Below are 14,616 nucleotides of genomic sequence, written 5' to 3' on the forward strand. Positions count from 1 at the left end.
TTACAGGGATATTGCGCCGATAAGGAGTGATACAATCAGGATAATCAGGGAGGTCAGGAAGGCGTACGGTATTGTTTTGCGCTGGTGATCACCCAGGTCCACGCCCGTAAGGCCAACCAGTAAATAGGTCGCCCCGGTCAACGGGCTTACGGGAAAACCGGTGGTCATTTGCCCGGTAATGGCAGCCCGGCCAACTTCCAGCGCATCCCCGCCAAAGTATTCCGCGGTCGACCCCAACAGGGGCAGGATACCAAAGTAAAAGGAGTCCGGGTCGAACAGCAGGCTGGCCGGCATGGACAGGACCCCTGTAATTACAGCCAGGTGGTTCCCGACCCATGTCGGCAGGATTGCCACCGATCCCTGGGCCATTGCATCGATCATTCCGGAACCCTGGAGGATCCCGGTAAAACAGCCGGCGGCAAAGAGTATGCCCGCCATGAGCAGGGCGGCTTCCGCGTGTGCATTGACACGTTTGGCCTGCATCTCCAGCTTCGGGTAATTCAGGGTGACTGCCAGGGCAAAAGCGATGATAAAAACCACATGTGGCGGGGCAAAACCGGAAATCAGGAAGCCAACAGCTGCAAGGATCATCAGGATATTGATCCAAAACATCCGCGGGCGCTCCAGGCCGGGTTCCGGCTCGGGTAACTCCAGGGTGCTTGTGTCCGGGAATTCGGCTGCCTCCCTGGTGGTTGCGCCCGCCCGGCGCCCAAAGCGATAGGCCAGCACCAAAACAAACAACAGGCCGGCGAGCACCGGTACCAGCATCGGGTTAAACAGTTCGGTTACAGGTACCTCCAGGGCGGAAGCCGCCCGGATGGTCGGGCCGCCCCAGGGAAGGATATTCATGGTTCCCGCCGCCAGGGCTACGATTGTCGCCAGGGTGGTCCGGGGGAGTTTCATCGTGTCGTATAGCGGCAGGAATGCGGGGACGGTCACCAGGAAGGTCACCGCCCCGGACCCGTCCAGGTGGACCAACATGGCCAACAGGGCAGTCGCCACCGTAATCCGGGCCGGGTTGTTTCCGGCAGCGCGGATCAGCCGTTCAATGATGGGCCGGAAGGTGCCGGCATCCGTGAGGATTCCGAAAAATAAAATGGCGAAGATGAACATGACGCCCGTGGGGGCGATCGAACGGATACCATTAGTCATAAAACCGAAAAGTTCCGTGCCAAACCCTCCCGCAAGCCCCGTGGCCAGGGGAACAAGGATCAGGGCGACAACCGCGGAGGTTTTTTTGCTCATGATCAGGTAAAGGAGGATGACGATCGTAAGGACGCCCAGGAGTGCTAACATGGCCGGTTTAAATTGGCCCCTAAAATAAAGCTTTCCGCGGGTAATGGTGAAACGGCCTGGATTTTTCGCGATATTCCGTACTTTTCAGGACAAACTACGCCATTCGATATCTATGAAGATAAAAATGACCCTCCTGACCCTGTTCCTTATCGCTGCCTGTGTGCCCCTGAGCGCCCAGCCGGACAAGGGAACCGTTGTTGTGGATTCCCTCTATTCCACCCGCCTGGAAAACCCCATGGGCGAGGCAACCACCCGCGCCGTTTCCGTGTATCTGCCGCCTGGCTACAAAACGAGCGGCAAACGTTACCCGGTTATCTATTTCCTTCATGGTTTCATGGGCGACCACACGCTCTATCCGCAGGTAGTGGAAGTGCTCGATCATGCCATCGCCAGAAAAAAGATCAGGCCGTTTATCCTGGTGATCAGCGACCAGAAAACCTCCTACGACGGTAGTTTTTACAGTAACTCCAGGTTGTTCGGAAACTGGGAGGATTTTACCGCTTTTGATTTGGTGAACTACATGGATTCCAACTACCGGACGCTACCGGACAAGGATAGCCGGGGGATAACCGGCCACAGTATGGGAGGATACGGGGCGCTGAAACTCGCCATGCACCACCCGGAAATTTTCAGCAGCGTATACGCCCTGAGCCCGGGGGCACTCGCCATTGTGCGCGAATACGGCCCCAACAGCAGCACCTTCAGGGAACTTGCCCAAATCCGGACGGCGGAGGAGCTGAAAAATTCCTACTTCCCGAAGGTTATGGTGGCCTTCGGGCGCTCCTGGTCACCCAATCCGGACAACCCGCCCTTCTACTGCGATGTCCCCTTTGTCTACGAGGGGGATTCCCTGGTTACCCGGCCGGAAATTCTGGCCAAATGGCAGGAAAACATGCCGGTCCATATGATCGAGGACAACCTGGAAAACCTGCAGCAACTCCGCGCTATCGCCCTGGACTGGGGGCGGAATGCGGGAGAACGGTTTACCCAGCAGTGCGACATGTTCAGCCAACGGCTGGAAAATGCCAATATTGACCATTCGGCCGAAGAATACATCGGCACCCACGTCAGCGGGATTTATACCAAAGACGGCCGGATCCCGAATGATATGCTCCCGTTTTTTGACGACCACCTGGATTTTGGGACCGATTAATACTATCATGGAGAAAAAATTCGCCTCCCGCATCAGTCCCGTACTCGTACTTATACTTGGGGCGGTATTTGTACCCACAACGTATCTGATGATTCGGGACGGCACTTATTTGGGGGTTGCCATCAACCTCTTCGCCGCAATTTTTATCGTCGTGGTCCTGGCAGGCACACGGTACGCGATTACCGGTGATTCCCTGCATATCCACGTCATTTTCCTGGTAAATATCCACATACCCGTAGTTGATATACACCGTATTGAACGCTCCTACAACCCGATAGCCTCCCCGGCCGGGTCACTAAAGCGGCTGGCTGTGCACTATGGGGAACGCAGCACGCTGATTTCGCCCAAAAATGAGGCCGATTTTATCCGGACGCTAAAATCGCTGAATCCCCAAATCCAGGTGACCCTTTAAAACAAAGTAATTTAAAGGCCGGACTGAATGAAATTTAAAGCCGCGAAAAAATTCCTGACCCGACTGGCACTCGGTTCCGGCATCCTGCTAATCCCGGCCAGATCGAATGCCCAGGCCGATCCGGAAATACGAACCGAACGCATTGAATGGGCCCCAGGATCCGGAAGCACTGTGGTTACCGACAGTATTTCAGGCTACCAGATTGCCGATTACCTGTTCCAAATTACAGCCGGGCAGTATATGAATATCAGCATGGCCACCCGGAATGGCGCCAACTACTTCAATATCATGGAGCCCGGGGAAGAATATGAGGCTGTGTTTGTCGGTTCCACTTCCGGTAACCTGTTCGAAGGAGTCGCGGATAAATCCGGGGAGTACCGCATCCGTGTCTACCTGATGCGGAGTGCTGCAAGAAGGGACGAAACAGTCTGGTACCGTCTGGAGGTGATCCGGGGCGAGTAATACTCTGCTGACTTTTCGGTGAACGGCCTTTTCCTGCGGTCTTCAGGCATAGTTTTTGTTGGTATACCAACAGATTTGCACTATTTTTAGTCTATGGCAACGCAGACCCTGATACAGAAAGAAAACAAGGAGATCGCCAAGCAGTACAAGGAACTGCTTCGCATCAGCTACCAGACGCTCTCCGATGAGGACAAGCGCCTGATCCGGCAGGCCTTTGACGTGGCTGTGGACGCCCATAAGGACCAGCGGCGCAAATCCGGGGAGGCCTATGTGTTCCACCCCATCGCCGTGGCCAAGATCGTCGCCTCGGAAATTGGGTTGGATGCCGTGAGCATCGCTTCGGCCCTGCTGCACGACGTGGTGGAGGACACCCCGTACACGCTGAACGACATCGAGCGGATGTTCGGGGAAACCGTGGCGCGAATCGTAGACGGGCTCACCAAGATCGCCCACCTGAAAAAGGATACGAATATTTCCCAGCAGGCGGAGAATTTCCGCAAAATGTTGCTGACCCTGCACGACGACGTGCGCGTGATCATTATCAAGATTGCCGACCGCTACCACAACCTGCTGACCATGGATGCCATGCCGGAGCACAAGCAGGTCAAGATCGCCTCGGAAACCCTCTATATCTACGCCCCCCTGGCCCACCGTATCGGGCTGTACAACATCAAGACGGAACTCGAGGACCTCAGCCTGAAATACACCGAACCGGAGGTCTACAACGACATCCTCAGCAAGATTGAAGACACCAAGGAAGAACAGGGCAAGTACATTGAGGACTTTACCGCCATTATCCAGGATTCCCTGGACCGTGAGGGGTTGAATTACCATATCAAGGGACGGATGAAGTCCATCTATTCCATCCGGCGGAAAATGCAGGCCCAAAATGTGGGCTTCGACCAGATCTACGACAAGTTCGCCATCCGGATTATCTATAAATCGGACCGGAAGAACGAGAAATTCCTCGCCTGGAAGATCTACTCAATTGTCACGGACCACTTTACGCCCAATCCGGTGCGGCTGCGCGATTGGATTTCCTCCCCGAAAAGCACCGGGTACGAAGCGCTTCACATTACCGTGATGGGACCCAAGGGGCGCTGGGTGGAGGTGCAGATCCGTTCGGAGCGGATGCATGAGATTGCCGAAAAGGGCTACGCGGCTCACTTTAAATACAAGCACGGCGACCAGAAGGAACAGGGTATCGAAATCTGGCTGAACCGGCTGCAGGAAGCCCTGGAAAGCTCCAACGGGAATGCAGTGGATTTTGTGGAGGAGTTCAAGCTCAACCTGTATTCCAAGGAAATTTTCGTCTTTACCCCTACCGGCGATCTGAAATCCCTGCCGAAAGGGGCCACGCCCCTGGATTTTGCCTTCCACATCCATACGGAGGTGGGGTTGAAAACGCGGGGGGCCAAGGTGAACGGCAAACTGGTCCCGCTAAACACGGTTTTGAAAAGCGGGGACCAGGTGGAGATTATTACCTCGGAAAGCGCCAAGCCCAACCAGAACTGGCTGGATTACGCCACAACCGGCAGGGCCCGCTCCAAGATTCGTTCCTCCCTGCGCGAAGAGAAGAAAGAGCTCGCAATGGAGGGCAAGGAAATGCTGCGCCGGAAATTGAAATCCCAGAAAGTCACGCTGAACGAGGACGTGGTCAATAAAATGGTCACCTACTTTAAGTTGCAGACCAGCCTGGACCTGTTCTACCGGGTCGGGAACGGCGCCATCGACAATCAGCAAATCCGGGATTTTGCCGCCTCCTACAACAACGCCTTCATCAGCTTTTTCAAAAACAAGATCCGACGGAAGGAACCGCCCAAGGACATCGACCGGGAAGAGATCACCTCCAAATACGACATGCTCGTTTTCGGCAAGGAGGAGGAGAAGCTGGAATACACGCTGTCCAAGTGCTGCAACCCGATCCCGGGAGACGACGTCTTTGGTTTTGTCAGCGTCAACGAGGGGATCAAGGTGCACAAAAAGAATTGCCCGAATGCCATTTCGCTGCAGTCCAATTACGCCTACCGGATCATCTCGGCCAAATGGGTGGATTCCACCCAGCAGGAGTTCACCGCGCAGATCCGCATGAGCGGGATCGACAACATGGGGCTGATCAACGACATCACCGACCTCATATCCGACGAGATGCACGTAAACATGCGCAACATCAATTTCAGTACGGACGGGGGTACTTTTGAAGGGAAAATCACCGTGGTGGTGAAAAACAAGGCCATCCTGAAGAAACTCGTGTCCAACCTCAAGGAAATCAACGGGATCGACAAGGTGGTGCGCACCTGACGCCCCCCGGCCCTAAAATCAGTTGCATCGTGCGGCTATTCCTAATTTTAAGCGTATTTTTGTAGGCGGATGTAGCACCACTGCCCATGGCCGACAAGAATCAGGAAATCGTCAAAAATGTCTTCACTACCTTCCTGGAAGAGAACGGACACCGCAAGACCCCCGAGCGGTATGCCATCCTCCAGGAAATCTACGACAGCGACGACCATTTTGATATCGAATCGCTCTATATCAAGATGAAAAACAAGAACTACCGGGTTAGCCGGGCTACGCTCTACAATACGATCGAGCTGCTCCTGGAGTGCAAACTCGTGAGGAAGCACCAGTTCGGCAAAAACCAGGCGCAGTACGAGAAATCCTATTTTGACCGGCAGCACGACCACGTCATCCTGACCGATACGGGGGAAGTCGTGGAGTTCTGCGACCCGCGCATCCAATCCATCAAGAAGACCATCGAAGAGGTCTTTGACATTAAAATCAACAATCACTCGCTCTACTTCTACGGAACCCGTAACCCAAGCGAGGAAACCGCCAAAGATTCATAAACGACCCATGCCTGTAGATCTGCTGCTCGGCCTCCAGTGGGGGGACGAGGGAAAAGGAAAAATCGTCGATGTACTCACCGCCGATTACGATATTATCGCGCGCTTCCAGGGAGGGCCCAATGCCGGGCACACGCTGGAATTCGACGGTATCAAGCACGTGCTCCATACCATCCCCTCCGGGATATTCCACCCCAAAGCCGTCAACGTGGTGGGCAACGGGGTGGTGATCGACCCGGTCATCTTCCGGGGCGAGTTGGAAAAACTTGCCGATTTCCCTGTAGACCCGGTAAAAAGCCTGCTGATTTCGCGCAAAGCCCATCTGATCCTGCCGACGCACCGCCTGTTGGACGCCGCTTCCGAAGCGGCCAAGGGCAAGGCAAAAATTGGCAGCACCCTCAAGGGGATCGGGCCGGCCTATATGGATAAGACCGGCCGGAACGGCTTGCGGGTGGGCGACCTGGAATTACCCGACTGGCGGGACAAATACCGGGCGCTTGCCGATAAGCACGAGGCGATGATCCATTTTTACGACGTGGACATCCAGTACAACCTGCAGGAGCTCGAAGCCGACTTCCTCCAGGCGGTGGAATCGCTCAGAAAACTAACATTCATCGACAGCGAAGAGTACCTTTTCCAGGCGCTGGATAGCGGGAAACGCATCCTGGCCGAAGGAGCCCAGGGCTCCCTGCTGGACATCGATTTCGGCACCTATCCGTACGTCACCTCCTCCAACACAACAGCTGCAGGGGCCTGTACCGGACTGGGGATAGCCCCCGGGACCATCGGGGATGTATTCGGGATTTTCAAAGCCTATACCACCCGCGTGGGCAGCGGCCCCTTCCCTACCGAACTCTTTGACCAGGACGGGGAAACCATGGGCCGGGTGGGCAACGAATTCGGCGCAACCACGGGCCGGGCCCGCCGGTGCGGCTGGCTGGACCTGGTGGCCCTGAAGTACGCTGTCCGGATTAACGGGGTTACCCAGTTGATGATGATGAAGGCCGATGTACTGAGCGGGTTTGAAACCATCAAGGTATGTACGGCTTACAAATACAAAGGGGAAACCATCGACCACCTCCCCTATACGCTCGAGGCCGAACACCTGACGCCCGTCTACACGGAAATGCCCGGCTGGAAGGAAGACCTGACCGCCATGGGATCGGCCTCCGAACTGCCCGAAGCCCTGAACGATTACATCGCTTTTTTGGAGGATGCCCTGCAAACCCCGATAAAAATCGTTTCCGTAGGCCCGGACCGCGTCCAGACCATTCGCCGCTGAGGCGGTTGAAATTGTGCTATTTTTGGACAAATTAACCCCGATGCGAATTCTTGTTCTCATATTGGCCTGCCTGTTGTCCATCCCTATAGCCCGGGCCCAGGCCGATAGTACCCAAAACCGGAAGATCAACATCGTCTACGGGGGGAACTTTACCAAGGACGAATCCCTGCGGCCGGGAGCCTCTATATTCAGCCGGGATACCCGGCAGGTCCAGTTCGAACACCAGGGGGCCGACCTCTGGTGCGACTACGCCTTCCTCTACCAGAAGGACAACCGCCTGGAAGCCATCGGGAATGTCCGCCTGGAGCAGGGCGACTCGGTGCTGATGACCAGCGGGCGGGTGGAATACAACGGGAACCTCCGCCTGGCGAAGGCATACGAATCCGTCCGCCTCGAGAATCAGTCGATGACGCTGACCACGGATACGCTCTATTTTGATCGGGAGCGCCAGGAAGCTTATTACAGGGACTTCGGACGGATAGTGGACTCCGTTAATACGCTTACCAGCGAGGTGGGACGTTACTTTATGGTTCCCAAGAAATACCAGTTCCAGGACTCCGTGCTGATCAAGAACCCGGACTACACCCTGGAGTCTACCCGCCTGGACTACTACACGAATTCCAAGAACGCATATATGTACGGGCCGTCCACGATTACCGGGGAGGATTATACGCTCTATTGCGAGCGGGGTTTCTACGACACGCGTGTGGAACAGGGCTACGGGATCCGCAATACGGAGATTCATTACAACGACCGCATCATCGAAGGGGACAGCGTGTATTTCGACAAGGCCTCCGAATTCGCCTCGGCCACCAACAACATCGTCATCACGGATACCATCAACAAGGGCGTTATCCGGGCGCACTACGCCGAGGTGCACCGGGCCAGGGACTCCGTCTTCGCCACGCGGCGGGCCGTCTCCATCAGCCTGGTGGAGCAGGATTCACTCTATATGCACGGGGATACCCTGATGGTCACCGGAGCGCCTGACGCCCGGATCCTGCGGGCCTACCGGAACGCAAAATTCTTTAAAACCGACCTGAGCGGCAAGTGCGATTCCATCCATTTCGAGGAACGGACCGGGATTACCCAACTCATCCGGGAGCCGGTAATCTGGAATCTGGAAAACCAGATGACCGGCGACAGCATCTACCTGCTCAGCGATCTGGAAACCCAGAAACCCGATTCCCTGAAAGTCCTCGGCAATGCCTTCCTTATTTCGGAAGACACCATCGGGCACCGGGGGTACAACCAGGCCAAGGGCAAGGATCTGTTCGGCAAATTCATCGAGGACCAGCTAAAGATCGTCGACCTGGTAGGCAATACTGAAGTGGTCTATTTCATGTATGACGACGACAACGAGCTGATCGGCATCGACAAGACGGTCTGCAGCCGCATCCGCCTGCTGATGGAAGCGAGCGAGATACAGGATATCACCTTCTTCATTGACCCGGACGGGGTGATCTATCCCGAGGCGGACCTGCCCGAGGAAAGCCGTATCCTGGAAGGTTTTATCTGGCGCGGGGACGAGCGGATGTACCGTTGGCAGGACGTATTCGACGAGGACGACAACAACCTGGAACTACCGGTGATCCGGGGCCTGAGCGAACCCATCGACCTGGAATCCAAACCCGTGCCCCCCGACCCGGACGGGCCCCGGTTCCCCAAAGACGACCAGGGCCGGCCGGCGCTCCGCCGCAGCGGGACCAAGACCGATTCCCAAAAATCCTGAGCCGTGGATGACGATTTCCTCAAATACCAGGCACAGACTACGCCGCACCCCCTGGGCCTCAATATCCTGCGCGCCTCCGGCAGTTATGTCTACGACGACCGGGAGAAGGAGTACCTGGACCTGATCGCCGGGGTGTCGGCCTGCACGCTCGGGCATTGCCATCCCGAAGTGGTCCGCGCCATACGCGAACAGGCCGGGAAATACCTGCACGTAATGGTTTACGGGGAGTTTGCCATGGAACCCGCCGTGGCTTTCTGCCGGGAACTGGCCGCGGCCCTGCCGGCCCCGCTCGAAACCACCTACCTGGTAAATTCCGGAACCGAAGCCATGGAGGGGGCCATCAAACTCGCCAGACGGGTAACCGGCCGGTCCGAAATCCTCGCCGCCCGGGACGCCTACCACGGGAATACCCTGGGCAGCCTGAGCCTGATGAGCCTGGAATCCCGCAAGGCCCCTTTCCGCCCGCTCCTACCGGATGTCCGGCACATCCGCTTCGGCCATGCCGGGGACCTGGACAAAATTACCGGGAAAACGGCAGCCGTGGTTCTGGAAACCATCCAGGGCGGTGCCGGATTCCTGCTACCCCCGGAAGGTTACCTGCAGCAGGTTCGGGAACGGTGCAGCCAAACCGGGACGCTGCTCATCCTGGATGAAATCCAACCGGGATTCGGGCGGACAGGCAAGCTCTTCGCATTTGAACACTATCGATGTATCCCGGATATTTTGGTCATGGGGAAAGGTATGGCTTCGGGATTGCCCGTGGGTGCCTTTACCGCTTCGAGAGAGCACATGACTGCCCTGAGTACCCGCCCCAAGCTCGGGCATATCACGACATTCGGGGGCAACCCCGTGGTGGCTGCGGCAGCCCTGGTTACCCTGCGGGTACTCCGGGAGGGAACGCTGATGGAAGCGATCACCCGCAAAGAAATGCTTTTCCGGGAATTGCTGAGACACCCGCGCATCCGGGAAATTCGCGGCCGGGGGCTGATGCTTGCGCTCATCCTCAGCGACCCGGCCGAAGCGGACCATGTCATCCTCCGGGGCATGGAACGGGGGCTGCTGCTTTTCTGGCTCCTTTTCGAGCCCCGGGCCGTCCGGATTACGCCCCCGCTGACCATCTCGGAGGAGGAAATCCGGAAGGGGTGCCAGATGCTGCTGGAGTTGCTCGACACCTGTCCCAAGGCGCCTGTTAACTAATTTGTTGATAACAAAGCCCGCCGTTACCCCATTACAAGCCCTCAAAAAAATATTTTTAAATCCATACGGAACCCAAACGGATATTTATGACGCTCGATCCGAATGAACAACCCAGCCACTCCATCTTGAAATTTGAATCCATGCTGAAGACCGACGAGGTCTACTTCTTTGATTCTGAAGATTTTGAGGAGATTATCCACCACTATCTGAACAACGGAAAAATCGCCCTGGCCAAGAAGGCGATCCGCATGGGGCTGGAGCAGCACCCGGACTCCCTGGAACTGCAATTGCTCCAGGTGGAGGTACTGGTATTCGAGAATAAGCTGGACCGGGCCGAACGCATCCTGGACCAGTTGCAACTCCTGGATTCCCGCAATGAGGAGATTTTTATCCAACGTGCCAATATCTGCTCCAAGAAAGACAACCACCGGGGTGCCATCGAGCTCCTCCGGCAGGCACTGGAGCTATCCGAGAATGATTTTGAGGTGTACTCCCTGCTGGGGATGGAATACCTCTTCCTGGATGAATACGGGAAAGCGCAATCCTGCTTTATGAAATGCCTGGAGGCAGACCCCGAAGACTACGCCTCCCTGTACAACGTGGTCTATTGTTTCGAGTTCCAGGAAGATTACGAAGGAGCCATCCGGTACCTGAACAATTACCTGGAATCCAGTCCGTATTGCCAGGTTGCCTGGCACCAGCTCGGGAAGCAGTACGACGCCATCGACCTCCTGGAGGAGTCCCTGGCGGCTTTCGACTTTGCAATCATATCCGACGACAGCTTTTTGGGGGCGTACTTTGAAAAAGGCAAGGTCCTGGAAAAACTCGGACGTTACCAGGAGGCAATCGAAAATTACCTGGTAACCACTCGGATGGACGACCCTACCTCCCACGCCTACCTGCGTATCGGCCGTTGCCACGAAAAGCTGGGGATGGAGGAACAAGCGCGGGATTACTACTACCTTACGGTGCACGAAGATCCGCTGCTCGACAAGGGGTGGTTGGCGATCACGGATTACTATTTCCGGAAGAAAAATTACACCAAGGCCCGCGAGTACATCAACAAGGCCATCAATATCGACGGGGAAAACGCCGCGTACTGGACGCGTTGCGGCCGGATCCATCAGGCCCTGGGCGAACTGGACCAGGCCGATTTCGCCTACAAGCAGGCCGTGGACCTGGGCAATTACGAACTGGGTACCTGGCTGCAGTGGGCCCGGGTACTGCTCGCCAACCAGGAAGTGGCCGCCGCCGCCGAAGTCCTTAAACAGGGGGCGGAATTCCACCCGGAAGCCGCCGAACTGAAATACCTGATGGCCGGGGTTTGCCGGATACTCGGCAAGGACCGTATGGCTTGCATCCACCTGCGTACCGCCATGGAGCAGGCCCCGGGAAAACTCAGGCAATTCCGCAAACAATACCCGGATTTATACGGGGCTTCATGGGCCCAGCGGATCATCGGCGAATGCCGGAAAGCTTCCAAATAAAAAAGCTACTTTTGCTTTTTTATTGCTATGGAAAACCGCAGTAGGCTTCATTATTTCTGGGTAATGCTCAAAGGCATGGCCATGGGCGCTGCCGACGTGGTTCCGGGGGTATCAGGCGGCACGATTGCCTTTATATCAGGCATCTACGAGGAACTGATCACCTCCATCGACAATATACGTCCGAACTTGCTGCGCGTCTGGTCGTCCAACGGGTTCGGCGCCTTCTGGAAAGCCCTGAACGGGAATTTCCTGCTCGCCCTTTTTGCCGGGATCGTCATCAGTGTCCTGTCGCTATCCCGCCTGCTCAGCTACCTGCTGGCAGAACACCCCGTATTGCTCTGGGCATTTTTTTTCGGCCTGGTACTGGCCAGCATCCTATACGTCGCCCGGCAAATCGACCGCTGGCGACTGGCCGTCTGGGTCATGCTCCTGGCGGGCATTGCCCTGGCCACCCTGGTGGTTTCCCTCCCGGCCGCCGATCCGGAATTCGGCCTCGCCTACCTCTTCCTCTGCGGGGCACTGGCCATCTGTGCGATGATTCTGCCGGGAATCTCCGGCGCCTTTATCCTGGTGCTCCTCGGGGGGTATAAAACCGCTCTCGACGCGATCCACCAGCGCGACCTGGCCGTTCTCCTGGCCCTGGGCCTGGGAGCCGTGTTCGGGTTGCTGAGTTTTGCCCGGCTGCTCAAATGGATGTTCGTGCGGTTCCGCAACGGGACGCTGGCCCTGCTGACTGGTTTTATCATCGGTTCCCTGCAGAAAATCTGGCCCTGGAAACAGGTGCTCGAAACCCGGATGTTTGACGATAAAGCCGTGGTTATCCGGGAGGCGAACGTAGCGCCCTGGAACTTCGAAGGCAACCCGATGCTCTGGCAGGCCGTCCTGCTGGCCATCCTGGGGTTCGCCCTGATCTTCCTGCTGGAACGGGTTGCCGACCGGAAAAACGATACCGCCTGATGCACCAGCCCAGAACCATATCGGATAAGTTCCTGCTTTTTATCAAAGGACTCGCCATGGGAGCCGCCAACAAGGTCCCCGGGGTTTCCGGGGGGATTGTCGCCTTCGTGGTCGGGTTCTACGAGGAGTTTATCTATTCCCTGCAAAAATTCAACGTAAAGGCAATTAAACTGATCATCGGCGGCAGGTTCCGCAGTTTTTACCGGTACGTAAACGGGCCGTTCCTCTCCCTGCTGATACTCGGGATGCTCTTTAGCTATTTCAGCGTTTCCCAGCTGCTCGATTACTTCCTTGAACGGAAAGAACTCTACGTCTGGTCTGCCTTTTTCGGGATGATCATTGGATCGATCTATTTTATTTCCAAGGACTACGAGCATTGGAATCGGCGCACCGTGCCGGCCGGGGTGCTCGGCTTGCTCATCGGGATATCCATCAGCTTCCTGAGCCCGGCCCGGGAAAACGACAATCTTTGGTTTATATTTTTCTGCGGCATCATCAGCGTATCCGGGATGACCCTTCCGGGGCTCTCCGGGTCGTTTATACTGATTCTCCTGGGGAATTACGTATTGTTGCTGGTGGACTCGGTCAATGCGCTTTACGACACGCTGATCGAAGTATTCCAGGGGGATTTCAGTTTTATCAGCAACAGCGACCGACTGAACACCTTGCGTATCCTGGCGGTTTTCACGGCCGGTTCGGCTGCCGGCCTGGTAACCCTGTCGCACCTGCTGGGCTATGTACTCAAGCATTACAAACACCTGACCACCGCCGTGATTATCGGCTTTATTACCGGTTCGCTCGGGGTGGTATGGCCGTGGAAGCGAACAATCTTCCTTACCGGACCTGACGGGCAGCCCCTGCTCGATTCCAACGGGGATAAAATCATCAGCAACTACGAGCGCTACCTGCCAGACACGGGGAATCCGGAAAACCTCTGGGCCCTGGTGTTTATCGGGGTCGGTATCGGCATCCTGGTCTTACTGGAGTGGTACGGCAAAAACCGCAAACGCAATGCATAGGTTCGGGCTTATCGGGAAGGACATCTCCTATTCGTTTTCGCCGGGATACTTTGGCGAGAAATTCCGCAAACTGGGGCTGGAGGATTATACCTACCAGATATTCGATTTGGCCGACATTTCTGAATTTCCGGCCTTATTCGGGGAATACCCGGATCTGAAGGGCCTGAATGTAACCATCCCCTATAAACAGGTTGTCATGCCCTTTCTGGACCATATTGCCCCGGAAGCGGCCCGGATCGGGGCGGTAAACACCATTTGCCTGCAGGGTTCAATCACCACCGGGCACAACACGGATGTCACCGGTTTCCGCGAGTCGCTCAGGCCCCTGCTGCTGCCCGCCGACCGGGAAGCATTGATCCTCGGTACCGGCGGGGCCTCCCGGGCGGTGGCCCATGCCCTGGAGCAACTCGGGATCCGTTTCCGCTATGTCTCCCGGAACCCCGGGCCCGGACAATTGAGCTATACCGGGCTCGACGCCCCGACCCTCCGGGAGGTGCAGATTGTAGTAAATACCACGCCCCTGGGTACGCATCCCAATACAGACGCCCGCCCGGAAATCCCCTATGAAGCCCTGGGGCCCGAACACTTGTTGTTCGACCTGATATACAACCCGGGGCAAACCGCTTTCCTCTCCGAAGGCCGCTCCCGGGGCAGCCGGATCAAAAACGGCCTGGAAATGCTGGAGATCCAGGCCGAACATGCCTGGAAGCTTTGGAATGCACCAGCAGCAACACCCGGCAACTAAGCCAAAAGAAGGCAGGAATACTTTTGTTTCT

At 56.3% G+C, this 14,616-nt stretch carries 13 protein-coding genes; 12 read left to right on the forward strand and 1 reads right to left on the reverse strand.

Annotation, left to right across the window (positions count from 1 at the left end):
* Nucleotides 1–1,296, reverse strand: coding sequence for a CitMHS family transporter (locus AC3DKS_RS09325; protein WP_272607705.1), 1,296 nt, complete (start codon nt 1,294–1,296; stop codon nt 1–3).
* 112 nt (nt 1,297–1,408) lie between these two features.
* On the opposite strand from AC3DKS_RS09325, the gene AC3DKS_RS09330 reads away from it, so the two are divergent.
* The 12 genes from AC3DKS_RS09330 to AC3DKS_RS09385 all read left to right on the forward strand — a co-directional run bounded on the left by AC3DKS_RS09330 (nt 1,409) and on the right by AC3DKS_RS09385 (nt 14,585).
* Nucleotides 1,409–2,449, forward strand: coding sequence for an alpha/beta hydrolase (locus AC3DKS_RS09330; RefSeq protein WP_272607704.1), 1,041 nt, complete (start codon nt 1,409–1,411; stop codon nt 2,447–2,449).
* 7 nt (nt 2,450–2,456) lie between these two features.
* On the forward strand, nt 2,457–2,861 hold the full coding sequence (locus AC3DKS_RS09335) for a PH domain-containing protein (RefSeq protein WP_272607703.1): 405 nt from the start codon (nt 2,457–2,459) through the stop codon (nt 2,859–2,861).
* A gap of 27 nt (nt 2,862–2,888) precedes the next feature.
* A complete protein-coding gene (locus tag AC3DKS_RS09340) occupies nt 2,889–3,323 on the forward strand; it encodes a hypothetical protein (RefSeq protein WP_272607702.1) in 435 nt (144 codons plus the stop codon).
* A 93-nt stretch (nt 3,324–3,416) separates the two neighbouring features.
* Complete coding sequence (locus AC3DKS_RS09345; RefSeq protein WP_272607701.1) at nt 3,417–5,624, forward strand: RelA/SpoT family protein; 2,208 nt, start codon at nt 3,417–3,419, stop codon at nt 5,622–5,624.
* 86 nt (nt 5,625–5,710) lie between these two features.
* Nucleotides 5,711–6,169 (forward strand): Fur family transcriptional regulator, encoded by a 459-nt coding sequence (locus AC3DKS_RS09350; protein ID WP_015755552.1) that lies wholly within the window; start codon nt 5,711–5,713, stop codon nt 6,167–6,169.
* A gap of 7 nt (nt 6,170–6,176) precedes the next feature.
* A complete protein-coding gene (locus AC3DKS_RS09355; RefSeq protein WP_015755553.1) occupies nt 6,177–7,448 on the forward strand; it encodes an adenylosuccinate synthase in 1,272 nt (423 codons plus the stop codon).
* 40 nt (nt 7,449–7,488) lie between these two features.
* Nucleotides 7,489–9,180 carry an OstA-like protein gene (locus AC3DKS_RS09360; protein WP_272607700.1) on the forward strand — a complete coding sequence of 564 codons (1,692 nt, stop codon included), beginning with the start codon at nt 7,489–7,491 and terminating at the stop codon, nt 9,178–9,180.
* 3 nt (nt 9,181–9,183) lie between these two features.
* Entirely contained in the window at nt 9,184–10,377 is a 1,194-nt protein-coding gene (locus tag AC3DKS_RS09365) for an aspartate aminotransferase family protein (RefSeq protein ID WP_272607699.1), read from the forward strand.
* Between the two features lie 86 nt (nt 10,378–10,463).
* Nucleotides 10,464–11,864 (forward strand): tetratricopeptide repeat protein, encoded by a 1,401-nt coding sequence (locus tag AC3DKS_RS09370; RefSeq protein ID WP_272607698.1) that lies wholly within the window; start codon nt 10,464–10,466, stop codon nt 11,862–11,864.
* 27 nt (nt 11,865–11,891) lie between these two features.
* The gene (locus tag AC3DKS_RS09375; protein WP_272607697.1) at nt 11,892–12,821 is read left to right on the forward strand and encodes a DUF368 domain-containing protein; all 930 of its coding nucleotides are present in this window, start codon (nt 11,892–11,894) and stop codon (nt 12,819–12,821) included.
* Nucleotides 12,821–13,840, forward strand: a complete 1,020-nt coding sequence (locus AC3DKS_RS09380; RefSeq protein WP_015755558.1) for a DUF368 domain-containing protein — start codon at nt 12,821–12,823, stop codon at nt 13,838–13,840. Before AC3DKS_RS09375 ends, AC3DKS_RS09380 begins: the two co-directional genes overlap by 1 nt.
* A complete protein-coding gene (locus tag AC3DKS_RS09385) occupies nt 13,833–14,585 on the forward strand; it encodes a shikimate dehydrogenase family protein (protein WP_272607696.1) in 753 nt (250 codons plus the stop codon). Before AC3DKS_RS09380 ends, AC3DKS_RS09385 begins: the two co-directional genes overlap by 8 nt.
* Nucleotides 14,586–14,616 lie beyond the last annotated feature (31 nt).

It is taken from the genome of Robiginitalea sp. (genome assembly GCF_982776155.1).